This window comes from Lysinibacillus sp. K60 (assembly GCF_019731275.1).
Taxonomy (GTDB): Bacteria; Bacillota; Bacilli; order Bacillales_A; family Planococcaceae; genus Lysinibacillus; species Lysinibacillus capsici.
Genome location: NZ_JAASJR010000001.1, coordinates 454933 through 473286, shown reverse-complemented (window position 1 = coordinate 473286; position 18354 = coordinate 454933). Strand labels below are relative to the sequence as shown.

At 38.9% G+C, this 18354-nt stretch carries 15 protein-coding genes; 3 read left to right on the top strand and 12 right to left on the bottom strand.

The genetic code is table 11. From position 1 onward, the window contains the following. Positions 1-39: 39 nt before the first annotated feature. The 4 genes from addA to HCH28_RS02310 all read right to left on the bottom strand — a co-directional run bounded on the left by addA (position 40) and on the right by HCH28_RS02310 (position 8836). Positions 40-3756, bottom strand: coding sequence for a helicase-exonuclease AddAB subunit AddA (gene addA, locus HCH28_RS02325; RefSeq protein ID WP_221679493.1), 3717 nt, complete (start codon positions 3754-3756; stop codon positions 40-42). A 1-nt stretch (position 3757) separates the two neighbouring features. Next, entirely contained in the window at positions 3758-7267 is a 3510-nt protein-coding gene (gene addB, locus HCH28_RS02320; RefSeq protein ID WP_221679491.1) for a helicase-exonuclease AddAB subunit AddB, read from the bottom strand. Between the two features lie 367 nt (positions 7268-7634). Continuing rightward, entirely contained in the window at positions 7635-8273 is a 639-nt protein-coding gene (locus HCH28_RS02315; protein ID WP_004227497.1) for a TVP38/TMEM64 family protein, read from the bottom strand. Between the two features lie 11 nt (positions 8274-8284). Then, positions 8285-8836, bottom strand: a complete 552-nt coding sequence (locus HCH28_RS02310; RefSeq protein WP_048392043.1) for a helix-turn-helix domain-containing protein — start codon at positions 8834-8836, stop codon at positions 8285-8287. Between the two features lie 124 nt (positions 8837-8960). Between HCH28_RS02310 and HCH28_RS02305 the strand changes: the two genes are divergently transcribed. Beyond that, positions 8961-9695 carry an AzlC family ABC transporter permease gene (locus HCH28_RS02305; RefSeq protein ID WP_221679489.1) on the top strand — a complete coding sequence of 245 codons (735 nt, stop codon included), beginning with the start codon at positions 8961-8963 and terminating at the stop codon, positions 9693-9695. Further along, a complete protein-coding gene (locus HCH28_RS02300; protein WP_221679487.1) occupies positions 9692-10018 on the top strand; it encodes an AzlD domain-containing protein in 327 nt (108 codons plus the stop codon). The genes HCH28_RS02305 and HCH28_RS02300 overlap by 4 nt, the downstream gene beginning before the upstream one ends. A gap of 222 nt (positions 10019-10240) precedes the next feature. On the opposite strand, the gene HCH28_RS02295 is transcribed toward HCH28_RS02300, so the two are convergent. From HCH28_RS02295 to HCH28_RS02275, 5 genes are all read right to left on the bottom strand, one after another. Then, the gene (locus HCH28_RS02295; protein WP_004227503.1) at positions 10241-10462 is read right to left on the bottom strand and encodes a DUF2198 family protein; all 222 of its coding nucleotides are present in this window, start codon (positions 10460-10462) and stop codon (positions 10241-10243) included. Then, positions 10462-11643, bottom strand: a complete 1182-nt coding sequence (locus tag HCH28_RS02290; RefSeq protein ID WP_221679486.1) for a PDZ domain-containing protein — start codon at positions 11641-11643, stop codon at positions 10462-10464. The genes HCH28_RS02295 and HCH28_RS02290 overlap by 1 nt, the downstream gene beginning before the upstream one ends. A 122-nt stretch (positions 11644-11765) precedes the next feature. After that, entirely contained in the window at positions 11766-13208 is a 1443-nt protein-coding gene (locus HCH28_RS02285) for a S41 family peptidase (protein WP_004227506.1), read from the bottom strand. Between the two features lie 220 nt (positions 13209-13428). Then, positions 13429-14016 (bottom strand): redoxin domain-containing protein, encoded by a 588-nt coding sequence (locus HCH28_RS02280; protein WP_221679483.1) that lies wholly within the window; start codon positions 14014-14016, stop codon positions 13429-13431. Then, the gene (locus HCH28_RS02275) at positions 14013-14645 is read right to left on the bottom strand and encodes a hypothetical protein (protein ID WP_221679481.1); all 633 of its coding nucleotides are present in this window, start codon (positions 14643-14645) and stop codon (positions 14013-14015) included. Before HCH28_RS02275 ends, HCH28_RS02280 begins: the two co-directional genes overlap by 4 nt. 262 nt (positions 14646-14907) lie before the next feature. Here HCH28_RS02275 and HCH28_RS24830 point away from each other — a divergent pair, with 262 nt between their 5' ends. Then, positions 14908-15141 carry a hypothetical protein gene (locus HCH28_RS24830; RefSeq protein WP_255600421.1) on the top strand — a complete coding sequence of 78 codons (234 nt, stop codon included), beginning with the start codon at positions 14908-14910 and terminating at the stop codon, positions 15139-15141. Between the two features lie 158 nt (positions 15142-15299). Here HCH28_RS24830 and HCH28_RS02265 read toward each other — a convergent pair whose 3' ends face one another. The 3 genes from HCH28_RS02265 to ftsE are packed head-to-tail and all read right to left on the bottom strand — an operon-like array spanning position 15300 to position 18218. Next, positions 15300-16604 (bottom strand): murein hydrolase activator EnvC family protein, encoded by a 1305-nt coding sequence (locus HCH28_RS02265; protein ID WP_221679479.1) that lies wholly within the window; start codon positions 16602-16604, stop codon positions 15300-15302. Between the two features lie 53 nt (positions 16605-16657). After that, positions 16658-17542, bottom strand: a complete 885-nt coding sequence (gene ftsX / locus HCH28_RS02260; protein ID WP_004227513.1) for a permease-like cell division protein FtsX — start codon at positions 17540-17542, stop codon at positions 16658-16660. Continuing rightward, positions 17532-18218, bottom strand: a complete 687-nt coding sequence (gene ftsE / locus HCH28_RS02255) for a cell division ATP-binding protein FtsE (RefSeq protein WP_016991524.1) — start codon at positions 18216-18218, stop codon at positions 17532-17534. The genes ftsX and ftsE overlap by 11 nt, the downstream gene beginning before the upstream one ends. Positions 18219-18354 lie beyond the last annotated feature (136 nt).

The following is an 18354-nucleotide window of genomic DNA, read 5'->3' as shown; positions in this document are numbered from 1 at the left end:
AAGAAAAAACTTTGCCCCCCTTTGACCGTAACAAGTTTTTTATGCGTGTATGGTCTGTTCATTATCGAATAAAAATAATACTTTATCGCTCACCTTGATGTGTAAAATTGATTCAATGGCTTCGCTATAAACACGAAGCTGTACGGCATAACGACCTAGTATTTCCTTTGACAGGGCTGGCTCCTGCGCAAAATGAGATTGTATACGGTCCGTTTTATAATCCAACAAGACCCAATTACCGTATTCATCCTCAAATAGGCAGTCAATGATCCCTTGCACAATTTGAGCATCACCATCTTCATCGATTCTACTAATTGTAAACGGCATTTCTCTACGTATCTGCCTTGCGCGTTGAAAGCGTTGCCCTATTTCTGTCTCAAAAAAACGATAAATTTTCGCTTGCGGAACTACTTTGCCCTCCGCCTCTGTTAAAAGCTGTCTTGTCACTAAATCCTCCACAAAGTCCCTTACAGCATCGATATGACTAAAGCCATATTGAGGAACATGCTGCATCACTGTGTGCACAGCTGTACCAATTTCAGCACCAGTTAGCTGTTGCTCCTGTAAAAAAGCGGGGCGAGGTGCAATGGACGAAGCCTTTTGCTTGATAGGAGAGGCAAAATAAAATTCAGGTTCCTCCTGGCGCTGTAAATTTTCTAATCGCTTTATTTCACTAACAGATGTTTTGGAGCGCTTTCTTGTAGATTTTTGATAGACATACTGCGCTTGAAAGCGGGTAGTGATTTCAGCCAGCAAGTCCTCATCCTCTTGTATCGCAAGCACTTGCTGTACTTCATCACTCATCGCCTCTATCTCATATGAATAATGCTTTGTATCGATGGCTTGAACCAACCAATGTGATTGATCCTCCACTTCTTTATAAGATGTGCTTGCTACAGCTGCAAAATCTGCATGTCTTGCTACTGCTGGGCCAACCCAGTCCAAATAACTATTAGCTCTTGCACGTAAATATTCTTGAAGCGGTGCATCCATTGGTAAACTTTGTGCGTCCTGCCAGTTGTCGCGTGTTTTCTCCCAGTTCTTCACTGAGCCGACTAAAATCAAACGCTCCTTCGCTCGCGTCATTGCAACATATAAGACACGCATTTCTTCTGCACGCATCTCCAGTTCTTTTTTCTCCTTCAATGCTAAAAACGGTAACGATGTATATGTGATACGATTTTCGGGATCAATGGCCTTAACAGCTAGTCCAAAATCTTGATCAAACATATAGGGCTGATGAAAATCCATTTTATTAAACGGACGTCCCATTCCTGCAACAAAGACGACTGGATATTCTAAACCCTTGGATGAGTGTATTGTCACCAGACGTACTACATCATCCTTTTCGCCAATTGCTTTGGCAGTACCTAAATCATCGCCACGCGTACGCATACGATCAATAAAGCGTAAAAAACGGAATAGCCCACGAAATGCCGTTTTTTCATACATTAATGCACGATCATGTAATACGCGTAGATTTGCCTGACGCTGTTTGCCATTCGGCATCGCCCCAACCATTTCATAATAATGTGTATCTAAATAAATTTTCCAAATTAAATCTGATAATGATCCACGACGTGCTAAATCACGCCAATTTTCAAAGGCCAGCATAAAGCGTTGCAACTTCTCAAACGTAGTGGTTTGCACACCATGTCCTTCACTACGAATAAATTGTCGTAAAGCATCATAAAAAGGTACCTTTTGATCGGCTAAACGAATTTTCGCCAGCTCATTTTCCGTTAAACCAACAAACGGTGCGCGCAGTACAGAGGCTAAGGGAATATCCTGATAGGGATTATCGACTACCTTCAGGACATTTAACATAATCATTACTTCGAGTGCGTCAAAATAGCCTTTAGATGATTCTGCATAGAGTGGGATCCCTGCCAGCTTAAATTCCTCCACTAAGTCTGTTGACCATGTCATCGAGCGCATTAAAATCACAATATCACTATACTTTAATGGTCGCTCTGTTTTTGTTTTCGTATCGTATACGGTTGTTCCATCTTCCATCATCTGACGTATACGATCGATAATAAATCGTGCCTCATATTGTGATTTTTTTAATTCTTCTAGCTCCGTTGCCTCATTGCTTAGTTCTTCCAGTTCTTCTGTTGTTTCCTCTTCCTGTGGTGGATGCAATACGACCAGCTCAACAGGTATTTCTTTATCATCATAGGGCGCAGCAGGCTTTAGTGACGCATTGTCATCATATGAAATCTCACCAACACGCTCACCCATAATTTGTGCAAAAACATAGTTTGTAGCATTTAATACTTCTTTTCGACTTCGGAAGTTAGCGTTTAAATCTATTCGCATCCCCGTTACATCAGGTGACTCCAAGTATTCACTATATTTTCTCATAAAAAGCTTTGGCTCAGCTAATCGGAAACGGTAAATACTTTGTTTCACATCCCCAACCATAAAAAGGTTTCCATCTTGTTCTTCGCCCGTTTTGACAAGCTGTAAGATGGTTTCCTGTAGCATATTGGTATCCTGATATTCATCTACAAGTACTTCTTTAAAACGCTTTTTCATATCTAGTGCAACCGGTGATGGATGAAGCGCACCATCTCTCTCTACCGTTAAAATTTGAAGTGCATAATGCTCCAAATCTGAAAAATCAATGATTCCTCGTTCTAACTTGGATAATCGAAATTGTTCACTAAATGTAGTGGTCAATTCAACTAGCGTAGTAATGGTCGGTGCCATTAATCTTATTTCCTCAAGTAGCCGTGCAGGCGTACGAACAAAATATGTCTCTTTGATTTTATTCATCATTTTTTTGGCTGCTTCTCGTTTTTTCTTCGCCAGCTCCTGTAGCTCTACATTAACTAGTGCATCCTTCGATACCCGCTTTAAGGTAGACCATTTAACCGTTGCAAAATAATCAAATAGCTCTTGCCATGTCCCACTTTGACTAATGCGAATCCCTTCCTGAATCATAGCAAAATCTACCTCTGCCGTTTCAGCATAGGGTGCAGGTCCATCTGGTTGTAATGTAATTGCGCGCATTTCAGAAATTAACATAAACGCCTCTTCCAGGCTATGACGTACGGTTAATTTGACGTATTGAGATAGCTCTAAATCATCTATTGTCACTTCCTCAGCTAATTCATATGCTTTCGGCAGGCTCCAAAGCCATTTTTGAGGATCGGCATGGACACGAGAGGTATCATAAAGTTTACTAATCAGCGTTTCGATGGCTTGATCATCACGATCTGAGGTAAAGCTATCGACAAGACGATAGATGGCTTGGACGGAAGCCTCATCCTCAGCATCATAGGCATCTTCTAAAACTTCTGCTAAAACATCATCTCGTAATAATGCTATTTCTGCTTCATTGGCAATACGGAAGCCTGGGTCTATATCAAGTAAGTACGCATATTGCTTCACAATTGCTAAACAGAAGGAATGCAGTGTAGAAATTTGTGCTTTATTAACAAGACTAAGCTGCCGTCTTAAATGATTAGATGTTGGATTTTCTGCTATCGCCTTTTCTAATGCCTCAGACATACGATGACGCATTTCAGCGGCTGAGGCATTTGTAAAGGTCACTACCAATAGTTCATCTACATTGATCGGATTTTCAGTAGCAATGACTTTTTCAATCATACGATTGATCAGAACCGCTGTTTTCCCAGACCCTGCTGCAGCCGATACAAGCGTATCTTGACCGCTAGCATAAATGGCCTTCCACTGATCGTCTGTCCATGTGACATCTACTGGCTTAACAGGAATTGTTTGTACCATTCTATTCTATCTCCTTCCGAATTTTATCGACAATATCATTCGGCTTTGCTTGCAATAATTGACGATAGTTTTGTTTACCATCTGATGGATCAAATTGGCAAACCGCAGCAAATTGACAATAATCACATGCCGTTTTGGCTTTTAATTTATAGGGACTAATGGCCGTATCACCAGATAAGATACCATTCCCTGCCTCCTGATGTTTACGACGAACGAAATGTTGCAACTTTTTCATATCATTGACAGGAACTATACGCGATTGTGATTCAGACGGTGTTCCATCTTTTTTCATATAGACAGGAATGATTTTTGAATGTCCACTACTTTCTTCCAATTGCTCGTCCATCGATAAAATCGCTTCAGCATTTTCAGATAGCAAACCTTTCATTTTATACTGCTTTAAACGATCCTCTTCTATTTCACTGTCCGTCAAATCTTTATCCAGCTTCAGCATCGGATTATGGACATGGACATACAGTACCCCTGCTGGCTCTGCTTCACCTGATAGCCAGTAAGAACTATTTTCCATTGCCACATCTAAATACGTTAGGACCTGTAAGGATAATCCGTAATAAACCTCATTTAAATCAAGGTCACGAGCTGAGGATTTATAGTCAACAATCCGCAAATAAGAGCGGTCATCTATCGTTGCACTATCCACTCTATCAATACGTCCTCGCATAAACATTTTCTTGCCACCAGTCAAATCAATCTCTAGTGGTGGCAGCTGTTCATGTTGTCCAGGACCAAAAGACGCCTCAATTGCAATTGGTTTGAAGTGTGATACATTTGCATGCTGTGTCAGTGCTGTCATTGTACGCTCAACAATTCGAATTAGCTTACGCTGAATATAGCGATAGCGGGCACTGGATAATAGGATTTGATGGGAAAAGACTGGAACAATTTGTTCTACTGCTTGACGTGCTAATTGTTTAATTTGCTTTGTTGTTAAACGAATCCAAGATAATTGCTGACGATGTGTTTCCTCTGTAATCCACTTTAATGCCTCATGGAATAAGTCACCCATTGCAAACGTTTCTAGCCGATACTCAGCTCGTTCTTCAAGACGTAGACCATACGTAGTGAAATGAGAAAAAGGACATCTGAAGTATTTCTCAATTCGCGACACACTGGATGTTAGCTTCTGACCATATAATTCCTGTGTAATATAGGTTTCAAGTGGCTCAGCCTCATTTTTATGGGTAATTGGATAAAGTACGCGGTCGAAAATGAGTGCCCAATAAGGATCTTGTTTATAAAATCTTTGTAAAGCTAGCCATTCTGGAGCTAGTTCACGGCTATGTTCAGCTTGACGTAGCTGTACCATTAGATGTGCCAATGCAGTCCTTGGATGGCGTAAATATGGTAAAACATCTCCATCTAGTAATTCAATCGGGTCGATTACCACTCGTTCTATCGATACACCACTTAATAACCCAGCCTTTTTGTCATTTCCTATTATTTTCTTAATATAAAGTGAGGCTAGGAGTGCCTTGCCTTCCTCATCCGCCGTAGGATAGGTCATATACAATTTGTTAGATGGCGTTGTAATAGCACGATAGAACAAGAAATTTTCCTGTAATAAACGATTAGTAGAGGTAGGGGCAAGTTCATAGCCAATTTGACTAAACCATTCACGTTCGATATCTGACAACAAGCCCTCATACTCCATCCGAGTTGGATAAACACCATCATTCATTCCTATTACAAAAGCGACTTTGATATTGGATAAACGAGCTAAATCAACAGTAGCCACCATTACTTCATCAAGGGTTGGCGGAATTCTTGAAAATTCTAATGTATCAAAGCCTTCATCAAGAATTTTGGCTGCTTGCTCTACAGACATCTCCTGCTCACCAAACATATAAACGAATTGGTCAAGAACAGCAATCCATTCATTCCAAGCTTGTTCATGTTCACTTGCAGCTAATGCGTCACCTCGCTCTAGCTCACGATCTTTCATGGCTTGCAGTTTGTCATATACCTGTAATGACTCTATAAGTTCAAATAAAGCAGTCGCAATATCTCTGCCATTCTTGGCGCTATCAAGCTTGTCTTGTAATAGTTTTAGAGGTTGGCGAATTTCATCTCGAATGGCCTCGATTTCTGCCTGCATTGCACGCTCTTCATCTGTTTGTACACGCGAATGGAATTCTAGACCGCGATACTTTTTATAAAACCAACGTGCCTCCTCAAACCATCGCTCTCCATAGATGCCTTGCGCCAAGCAATAATTTTCTAATCGGTCTGCTCGCTCACGCCAAATTGTTAACTCCGCTTGTAATGGAAAAAACAAATCTGTTTTGACACCACGAAAAACTGGCTCATATTTCCAATTAGAGGTCATAACCTCCAAGGCTGAACGACTTAGCTCTATTAATGGATGATGTAGCATTGTCTTTTTTGTATTTGTAAAAATAGGAATTTCATATTGTTGGAAAATACTTGTAATAAGTGGATCATAGAGATCTGCTTGTCTATACAAAAGTACGATATCCTGATAGCGAAAATCGTCTTCTCTTGTCAGTTTTGTTATTTCCCGGGCAATCGCATGTACCTCCGCTCGACGATTTGATGCTTCAAGCACGGTTACATCTCCTGAAGTTTTTTTCGTTTTGGGCTCCAAATCAGCAAACTTTGCCTCCACATGCTGTAAATCTTTAGAATGAAATCTTTGAGTCTTATAAAAATGTATTGGTAATTCAACATCAATGCCCTCTTCTTTTGCTATATCATGAAGACGTTGATTCGTTAAGGCTGCTTCATGGAATAAAGCTTGTTCATCATAGGCTTCATCAATATGATCAAAGGGAAGGATGACCGTTACTTGCTTCGTTACCTTTAACAATTCACGAACCAGTTCTAACTCCCGCACAGTGAAAGCGGTGAAGCCATCAATATAGATGGTCGCTTGCTTCATCGTTTCGGCATACTTCAGTTGCTCCGTTAAAATCGGATAATAGCCCTCGCTGTCAACATATGTCGTACCAAGGCGTTCCTCTAATGCCTGCAAAACAACATGTAAATCATTCGCTTTCGCCTGCAATGTATTGGGTGCATCTATTGCCTTTAACGATTCCATTACCTCTGCCAAGACTGAGCTATTGACGCTATAACGACTAAATTCTCTTAAAAGGGTTTCAATTTCCTCCGTAAAACCACGTTTTCCTGCTGCTTGTCGAAATAAGGAAAACTCGCTTTTTTGTTCCTCCAAAAGTTTACGAATAAGCATTCGATAGCCATAGCCATTCACTTCTTTACGAGCAATACCTCCTGTTTCCTGTAAAACCAACCATGCTAAACGTTTAAACGTCATCACCTGTGCTCGAATCAAGCCTTGTAAACCATGCTTATTTGTCAGCTCATATTCCGTAGAATAAGACATTTGGTCAGGCACTATAATGAAAATCGGATGCCCCAATGGATCTGTCTTTAATTGCTCAACAATTTCCTGATGAATAAATGCCGATTTCCCTGTTCCCGAACGTCCTGAAACAATACGCAATGTCATTTGCTTTCCCCCTCCTCATTAACTTGCTGTTGCGGGTGTCTCTTTTGTTGAAATAAAGATTTGTACTTTTATTTGAGCGATTCTTTCACTGGATTGATTACTTCTCATCTCTCATCTATTTTGGAGCGGATTCCCCACACTATTGATCATTTCTCACCGATTTTTGAGCAGTTTCCCCATTCAATTGATCACTTCTCATCTATGGTGGAGCAGTTTTCCCAGCCTACTCAAAACAACATAAATCATCTATCTTAAATTCTATCGAAAAAACCTAGTAAATACTATCTATCAACCTTCACCTACCTATAAATAGGTTGATTTATTACACAAAAAAGCAGCCTCTTCACATAATGAAAGAGGCTACAGATTAACTGGCATGGTGGTCCTGCTTTTTCGTCAAATTTCGCGCTTGCTTTAAATCTCTTTCGACACGGGCATTCAAACGCTTCTCTATCAACTTCCCAACCCACCATAAAATAACAATGGCCACAGCTGCAATTATCAATCTCACTGGGCTTGTCAAGAGCGACTTTAAATCATAGCCTAATACACTCATACCTAAAATCATGACAAACTTTCCTGCAAGTAAAACGATTAAGTAAAATTTTTTATGGATATGTGACAATCCCGCTACAATATTGACAATCACAGATGGTGTAAAAGGGAAGCAGAGGAGGACAAAAAGAGGGCTGATGCCATTCATATCCACCCATTTAATAAGCTTCTGTACTTTTTTACTACCTGTTAAAAATTGCAGTCTTGGATGTTTGCCAAAATGACGCACAAGTAAGAAAACTGCATAGGAGCCAGCTACAGAGCCTAGCCAAGATAATAGAAATCCTAGCCATAAGCCGAATGCACTGGCATTCGCCACAACGAATACGACTAATGGTAGGAATGGTAAAAATGCCTCTAAAAATGGGAGCAGTAAACCAATGATTGGGCCAAACGTTCGATACTGTGCCGCAACCTGTTCAATATTTTCTACAGTAAACCATTCATTCAACGTCGACACCTCTATTTATACTGTAAAATTAAATGAAAAATTGTTAACCCTTCTGAAGTATTACGATATTCATGGGGTTGATGCCCTGAGAATACTAGTGTATCCCCTTCATCTAGTAATTCATGCATGTCTCCAGCAGAAATAACTGCTTGTCCTTTAATAACCATTACAGTTTCCTCTACCCCTTCTGTATGGGCTTCACTCCTACTAACTGCCCCTGGCTCCATTTCAACCTTATAAAACTCCCAGCCTCGCTCTGGATTATACGGAATAATGGAGTAGACACGATAGCGTCCCTCATCCTCATCTACATGTGGTACATCTTTACTGCTATAACGCATGTAATGAGCAGTTGGCGGCTGTAATAATGAAGAAAATGACATACGCATACCCGCTGCAATTTTCCAAATTGTTGAAACAGTCGGATTGGCCTCTCCTTTTTCGATTTGTGCAAGCTGTGCTTTACTGACACCTGTCGCTTTGGCCACATCATCGAGACTTAAATGACGTTGCTGTCTAATTTTCTTTAATTGAAATGCTAAATTTCGACTCATTTGTTCCATCTTTACTCACCAATTTCTATTGTTTATTTTATCAGACATATGTATACTTTAATAAACATCAAGAACTATCAAACAATTCCATCAATAGTATACATGGAAATTATCAAGAAAGGATGACCTATTTATGACAAGTACAACAGAGCTTCAACATGATGACACAACAAGCTCTTCCAATGACAGTTTTTTACAAGGCGTGAAAGATTGCGTGCCTACATTACTCGGTTATATTAGTATAGGACTGGCATTTGGGGTTGTAGGTTCCGCTTCAGGGTTATCTGTCCTTGAAATCGCGCTATTAACGATACTGATTTACGCAGGCTCTGCACAATTTATTTTTTGTGCACTTCTTTTAACAAGTAGCCCTGCCTCTGCTATCATTGTAACCATTTTCGTAGTGAATCTACGCCATTTATTAATGAGTTTAACATTAGCACCTCATTTTACGCGCTACTCCATGCTTAGAAATGTTGGCTTTGGTACATTATTAACGGATGAAACCTTTGGTGTAGCAGTAACAAAGCAAATGCAAACAGGTAAATTATACGGTAAATGGATGGATGGGTTAAATATAACAGCCTATATCTTCTGGATTCTTTCCTGTGTTACGGGTGCCTTTTTAGGACAGTGGGTAGCAAATCCTGAAAAATGGGGTTTAGATTTTGCCTTGGTTGCCATGTTTATTGCACTTTTAGTTTTGCAATTGATCAGTGTTGGCAAAAGTAAAATCATGCATTATATCAAGTTAATTGGCTATATGGCGGTTATTATGTACGGTCTTTCTTTTGTAGTCCCTTCACATGTAGCTGTGCTCCTGGCAACCGTGATTGTCGCAACAATTGGGGTGGTGACAGATAAATGACAACAACTTCTTATATGGTCTGGCTTATTATCGGCTGCGCACTTGTAACATGGCTACCACGTGTCATTCCATTTATTTTTGTGCGTAGTGTAACACTACCTGATGTTGTGCTAAAATGGCTTAGTTTTATTCCTGTTTGTATATTAAGTGCTCTAGTCATTGAAAATTTAATAGATACTGAAAGCGGCAAAGTAGTGACACTTGATTGGCCAGTCTTTATTACATTTGTTCCTACTCTTATTATTGCCCTTATCACAAAAAGCTTATCGATTACAGTAGTTGCAGGAGTAATCATTATGGCAGCAGTGCGATTTTTCATGTAAAAAGGTCAACTCATCCGTATACGTAATCGCTTTATTGTGCTCACAGCTTTTACATACGGATTCTTTTTTAATTCATTTTGTTAGTGGGGTGTTAAAAAGTTCTTAGTCATAGTAGTGGCTCCGAATCTTGTTTTTTTCAATTATAAACAAAAATGCCCTATAAGATGACCTTTTTCAAGTGTCTATCTTATAGGGTACAGTTTATGCCTGGACTGACCATTCTTATTTATTCATTTTACTTGCTAGCCAAAAGCCTACTGTTAATGAAAATGCATCGATAACGAAAATAATAGGTGGGGATGTATAGCCTGCATATACTGAGGCAGCAATAAGTGCAATGGCTAATAATAATGCAACATAGCGATTATAGGTAATTCTAGTGAATAGTAATACCAATAAAGCTGGTATAAATAATGCTAACATCATTTTCCCAAAAACGTCCATTATACTTCCCTCGGCTCAGCTAATAATAATCCAATGCGGTAATGATCATTGCTATAAATCACATGTTGCGTTAAACGTAATTCATTGTTTCGGTCTAAAACCTCTAGACGACAATGAGCTGCATTTAATTGCAGTGCTTCGTATAACTCATTTTCTGTAAAAATTGACACACCATTTACTTTGCGGATACATTCCCCTGCAAGTAAGCCCATTTTCTCAGCAGGTGAATCAGGAAGAACGGCTGCAATAATAGCACCCTTCGTACTTGGTGCAACTGCATAATGATCTGTTTTTTCCTGTTGTGCAAAGTAGATAGCAATTATAATACGGATAATTACACCAACAGCAAGTGTAATGAATCCAATCAATGGCTCAAAATATGCAGCCAATCCTCCTATTAAAATAAGCTGTCCTAGTAAAAAAACAGGTCGGCCAATTTTTGGATACATGTAAGCTGGTAATTCCTTTCTTGTCAGTTTAGTAAAGCCAATGACAAGTGGAAATAACACAAGTGCAAAGCTACTATGACCTATCGTAAACTGTGGCCAATATGGGAATATAGCCGAAATCGCATCGCCAGGAATAACAAAGAAAATAGGTAATACCCATACATTTTTTGACCGATAGACAATTGCCTGCATACCCCGCTTCGTTTTCTCAATACAAGGTGTTGTAACTTTCATTGCCATACGTCGAATTAATAGCCCTTCTGCAATGACACAAAGGCCCGCAAGAATGGTAATTGTCACAATTGCGCCACTCTCTAAATGGACATCCTCTACTGAAATTTTCCACCAGGAAAATGACCAATTGTAATAGGACATACCCCAAATGGCAAGTGTGGCAATCCCCATTGTCAAAATAGGTGACATTGCATTCATGACAAATAAGATAAGTGCTACTATAGAAACTGCCGTTAAAATGATTAAAAATTCCTTTGGGACAGTTAGACCTGCTCCAATACTAATGACAGAAATAATTAGTGCATAGAGCCACCCATCTTTCCATTGTCCGATTAACTCCGTCCAGCCCCAAATAATACGTCTATTAAAATATTTACGCTCCTGTTTTACTCGACGATAACCTAAAATAATAGCAAATATTATGACTATATACAGTAATGGGTTGAGTAAAAAGCGGCCAATCGCTGTTACAATTTCTATTAATATCTCACTAACCATACGAACACCCGCCATTTCTTTCTTGAATACTATGAATTTATTGTATCAAAGGACTACACGCTTGCGTAGTACAAACTCATAGAAAGCTTTGTATTATGGTATTTTTGTTCTGTCAGCAAGTTTTATTGGTCAATCGTATGCAGTAAAAAACTAGTGGCCATTTGGAATTGTTGGTCATTTTGACGATCTGCTTTAAAATCCTTTAACGTTTCGTTTAAACTATTAAAGAAAGTCGTGTCCATATAAAATTCATCTTCTGCTAGCTTTAATTTTTTCTGTTTACGATAAAGATTAACGGCCTCTGCGGTCGTTTCATCCATATAGCCATCTAAACGATCGATTTGATAGCCTAGTTTCTGCAAGGCATTTTGGGAATAGGAAATCTCTTCACTCATATCACCCACTTTAAACTTACCCGTTAGTGGATGAAGTTGAAAAGCAAATAATTCATTTTGCTCGATCATTAAACTGGCTTCAATGCCCTGCCCATGAATCCATTCACGTTTTGGTGTTAGCCATTTGTTGGTTGATAATTTAAGCTCCCCGCCATTGGAAAGCTCCCAAGATTCTTGTACAGTCCCTTTTCCAAAGCTCTTAACCCCAACAAGTGAAGCGCGTCCCCAGCCTTTTAAAGCACCGCTCAATACTTCACTTGCAGATGCACTACCTTGATTTTGCAAAACAACAATTGGAATTTTATTCATTGTTTCTATATATTTTTCATCAAAGCCTTTTGTTTGCGTTTTTAATGGTTCCATAGCACCTTCCGCATTTTGCATATATGCAAATACTTTGCCATTGTCCAATACTGTGCTCAGTAGCGCTGCGACGCTATGTAAATAACCACCTGGATTATCCCGTACATCGATCACAATTCCTTCCACATCTTTACGAAGTAATTTACTCGTTTCTGCCACCCATTCATTGGCGGTTTTTTCACCGAATAATGAGATCACTACATAGCCAATGGCTGTATCTTCTACCTTCACTACCTCACTAGTTACCGTTTTATTGGAAATTGCTGCACGCTCCATCGTCATTTTAATATGCTTATCTTCACTTGGACGATAGACAACAATGGTTACTTTCGTTCCCTTTTCTCCTTGAATTAAATGCATTAATTCACTCATCGTTTTCCCATCTATCCGTACCCCATCAACTTGTACAATTTCATCGAGTGAACGCATGCCTGCTTTCTCTGCTGGTGATGAGCGAACAGGTGACACGACGATAAACTTCCCTTTATTTTCTGTTAGTTCAATACCGATGCCTACTCGTTCCTCAGCTAGCATTTGCCGATGTTGCTCAGCCTCTTCCTTGGAGTAATACGTACTATAAGGATCTTTAATGGCATCAGCCATCCCACGAAGAGCCCCCTCCACCAATGCATCCTTTTTTGTACTGTATACTGATTTTTCTTCAATGATTGTCATAGCCTCACCAATAGTATCAACCTCCGTAACAGGCTCCTTTTTATCGCCAATATTAAACCAATCAAAGTAAATACCACTGCCTACCACCAAACTACTAAGTAGGACTCCGACACCGGCTGTTAATTTGCGCAAATCTTCCCTCCTCCGTCTCTTTTACTGTATGACTCTATTTTTTCAAACATACAAAATTACCTTTCAAATTTGTTAAGAGAGAATATTTCACTTTACACATGCATGTTGGTTGTTGATTCTAGGGAATGTACCTTGGTTCCGCGAGTATTCATCCTGGCTTCATGAAAAATAAAAAAATCTGCTCGTTTCCACTATAGAAAACGAGCAGATTTTTTATGAATCAATCTAGTGCATCTACATAATCATTTAACATATCCACGTCCATGGGTCCTCTGATGGCGCGTTGAATGAGGCCCTTGGAATCAATAAAATAAGTGGTTGGAATCGTGATGACTTGATAATTTAAGCCAGCTTCATTGTCCGGGTCCAATAAAATAGGGAACGTTAGCTCGAAGCTATCTCTAAATGTCATCACTGTGTCCACTTTGGCATCAGCAGTCACATCACGTTCGGCTTCTGTTAAATTGACCGCTATAATTTCAACGTTTTTCTCTTTTGCATACTCATCATAGAAGCTTTGCATATGCGGCATTTCCGCCTTACAAGGTGGGCACCATGTCGCCCAGAAATTTAAAACGACTTTTTTTCCACGAAGATCGCTTAACGTGATATCTTCCCCGTCTAAGCTTGTTAAGGTGAAATCAGGGGGTATATCGCCTTTGCTTAAGCCGATTTCTAGCTCTTCCATATCTTTACCTAGAGCCGATTTATCTATGGCACGTTCTTCGTCAATTTGTTGTTTTACATATGTACCAATCATCGCAACCACTAATAGCACAACGACCAGCAGTCCAATATTTTTTTTCATTTCTTACCTCCCACATTGATTCGTTCATGCTGAATAGTTAAGCCCAAACAAAGTAGTATTACACTGACAACTACAGCTGTTTGCCCTATACCAAGCGGCTGGAAGATAGCCACTATCAAATAGCTAATAGTATAGAGTATGAGAGCTTGTTTCACCGCTACTAATCTCCATAATATGACGAGCGTGACTACACTTAGCACAGCTAATGTTATAACTTCACTCGATGCGTTGTTGTCATTAAGTAGCACAGCAAGCATTTGATAAATGGATTGCGTTAGAATAATAGCCCAGCTACCAGCTATCATCTCTTGTTCCTCAAGCTGTAGACTCTGTCGCTTTCTCCATATTTGCAAAGATGCTAGGATGACACCGAGAAGAACACCCATTGTTCCGCCATTAAAATAAAGCAATGTAATTGGATTGTTTACTACCGTTTTGAAATCTGTCACAAGCAAACTTAACTTCCAAACAATAATAAAGGTGAAAATGGCATCACTATATAGCTCAGACCACTTTTTAGAAAATTGTAAGCGCAAGATAAGCCACACAATAAAAAAAGTAATAAGTAAAGCGACTGCAGTAGCTGGTAAAGTTAACGTCCGTATCGAGTACCACTCTGTATTTATCAATTCAACGAATCCTCCTCCGAAAGCATAGCATAGAACCTTTTTAAAAAAAGACTATTTCACACTGTTTTAAGAAAATCTTCAGAAATAACAACATTAAAAATACCCCGCTACGTATATATTCATCATAACATTATTTAGAATCTTATAATAGCGATGAAACTTTCAGTGGAATATTTCGCAAAATGAGAAAAGGGGAGGAGTTATACTTTCAAAGCGACTTATACTATGGATTGTTGCTATTTGTCTTAGTATTAGTGTTCTGATGCTGTACCCAGAGTATCGAACAAAGAATTTACGACAAGATTTTTTACCTAATAAAGATCTTCTAGAAATAATAAATAAGATAACCGTTTGGGAAGTTGACAATGGTACCAATAAAAGCTTTGCCATTATCAATCGTGACGATCCTCGATTAGAGGATATGCGTTTAGCCTTAAGTACTTGGGAAGTAAAAAGAACCTTATTAAATAACAAACAAGCTGATGTTGTCTATTAATTGGACATTACTTACTATGACCATACATTAAAAATATTGTTCTTCAATAATGGCTTATTGGCTGTAGATGGGCAAACCTATAAACTGGTGAATGGTGAAACATTCGATGAAATATTAAAAGCTATACACTAGAAAACACTAGTGTATAGCTTTTATGTTTACAATGGAATATATTTCAGTGGATTTACACTGCCGACTGCTTGTCCTTTCCAAGGACCAATATGCACTTCAAAGTGTAAGTGTGGGCCAGTAGAGCGACCTGTACTACCCATCGCTGCTATTTGCTGACCTTGTGTTACTTCTTGTCCTACACTAACATTAAATGCACTTAAATGTGCATAAACGGTTGTATAAATTTGTCCATCGATTGAGTGCGTCACAATGACAACATTACCATACGAACTAAGTGGTGCTGCGTAAGAAACTACGCCATCTGCTGCTGCCCATATTGGTGTTCCTGTTGCATTTGCAAGATCGACACCATAATGGAATTCAGGTCCTGCTCCAAGATTTCGCCAACCATATGGTGATGTTAAGCGACCATTCGTTGGTTTAATCCATGTTCCGTTTGATTGAGGCGCATGAACTGTACCACCAGATGATCCGCCACCATTGTTAGCTGCTGCTGCTGCGGCCGCGGCGGCTGCTTTACGTTTCGCCTCTTGCTGACGCGCAATTTCAGCCAAACGATTTTGTTCAGCAATAATTTGATCTTGCAATTCCTGACTTACTTCCAAAGCCTCCGAGTATTCTTTCTCAAGTAATACCTTTTCGGATTTCAGCTTTTCTTGCTCTTTCTCTAATTGGTCGACTAGTTTATTTTTCTCAGTTTTTTGACTGTCTAAGGATGCTTTTAATCGTTCAAGCTCAGCTTTTTTATCTTCTAGGTTTTTACGTTTCTCTTCTACACTTTGCTTTTGCTCTTCTAATTTTTGTTTATCATCTTTTTGATCTTGAATAATTTGACGATCCGCTTCCAATAATGCATTAACTGCAGAGAAACGATCAATAAAGTCTACAAAACTATTAGAGCCTAGCAATACATCTAAATAACTTACAGAGCCCCCAGCTTGAATGGCACGTGCACGTTCTTGTAACAATAAATCACGCTCTTCAATTTTATGCAAAAGCTCTTCAATAGAAGCTTCTAACTTTTTAATTTCCTCATTTGTTACCCGAATATCTGCTTGTACTTTTTTAATATTACTATTAGTTTTGTCGATTTCAGCGTTCAATGCTTGAATTTGATCTAAGATTTGTTGTTGCTTTTCTTGATTAGCTGTAATTGCATTTGATTTATTGCTGATAGATGAATTTAACTGATTCTTCTTTGTTTCAACTTGTTTCTTTTCTTCTTTTAAATCCGATAAACTTGTTGCATATGCTGATGGAGTTTGGATAAAAAGAATTAGAGCAGATGCTGCTGCAAGTGTTTTTAATGTGTTTTTCGCCTTACTTTTCACCGATTGAACTCCCCTTCGACTATTCTTTTCTTTTTCACAAATATCTGTTGTGACTAAATTTTTAAAAACTTACGTACTGACATGAAACTTCCCCAAATACCGATTAGTACACCAATGAGTAACAGAAGACCGCTTACTTGATACACAAGTGGCGAAAAATCTAGTAATTGAACAAGCTCTCCTTGTAAACGTGGTGCAATAATTTTATATATATTGTGGTAAAGGGTTGTGACAACCGCAATCGGAATAATTGAACCTAAAATTCCGAGCCACATACCTTCTAATAAGAATGGGATACGCACGAATGAATTTGTAGCCCCTACAAGTTTCATAATTTCTATTTCATCGCGACGAGCTATAATCGTTATACGAATTGTATTCGAAATTAAGAAAATTGCCGTAAATAATAACCCTAAAATAAGTACGATTCCTACATTACGACTAATATTTAAGAAGTTAAATAGTTTTTCAACTTTTCCTTCGCCATACATGACATCATATGTATACTCATATTTATCAATGGTTTTCGCAACTTTGGCTGTTTGCTGTGGATCAGCGGCTTTTACATAAATAACGTTACGTAAAGGGTTACTTTGTTCAAATAGTTTAAAATCATCACCGAAGTCTTTTACTAGCTTGGTTAACTCATCTTCCTTAGTGGAATATGTCATCTCGGAGACACCAGGCAATTTTTTGACTTTTTCGATGAGTGCTTTTTCCGCAGCTTCATCTGCTGTCTCATCAATTAGCACTTTAATTTCGACATCGTTTTCTAAATCCGTTGCTACTTTATTTAAATTCATCATAATAAGCGCAAAAACACCTACTAGAATAAGCGTAACGGTAACGGCACTGACAGAGGCAATAGTCATCCAGCTATTTCGACCAAGTGATTTGATACTTTCCCGGAAGTGGCGCTTTACTGTACTAAATTTCATAGCCGTATTCACCTCCGTGTTCATCACGGACAATTAAGCCGCCTTCAATGGCAATAACACGACGACGAATCGTATTTACAATTTCACGGTTGTGGGTCGCCATTACAATCGTTGTCCCACGTGCATTAATTTCCTCAAATAAATTCATAATTTCCCATGATGTTTCAGGGTCAAGGTTCCCTGTAGGTTCATCTGCAATCACCACTTTTGGAACATTGACGATTGAACGAGCAATCGATACACGTTGCTGCTCTCCGCCTGAAAGTTCATTTGGAAACATTCTTGCTTTATGCTTCAATCCAACTAGTTCTAGCACTTCCATAACCCGACGTCGGATTTCATCTGGCTTTTCCTCTATTACTTCAAGCGCAAACGCTACATTCTCATAGACATTTAAACGAGGTAGCAATTTGAAATCTTGGAAAACCACACCAAGTTGACGGCGCAAAAAAGGAACCTTCTTATTCTTTAAAGTTGCTAAATCAATACCATTTACAATTATTTGCCCTGATGTTGCTTTTTCTTCACGGTACATCAATTTAATAAATGTGGATTTCCCTGCCCCACTTGGGCCAACTACATACACAAATTCGCCTTGCTTTATATTAACGGAAATACCATTTGTCGCAACAACACCGTTTGGGTATTTCTTTGTCACATTTTTCATTTCTATCATGATTAAACCACCTAAAACTCTCATCTATGTAAGAGGTATTTCTTTTACTATTATAGCACTCTATTTCTGTTTTTTTATTACAGTTTCATTTCAATCCGTGGCAGTTCCTTCTATTTCATTCTTTCCTTGCCATTAT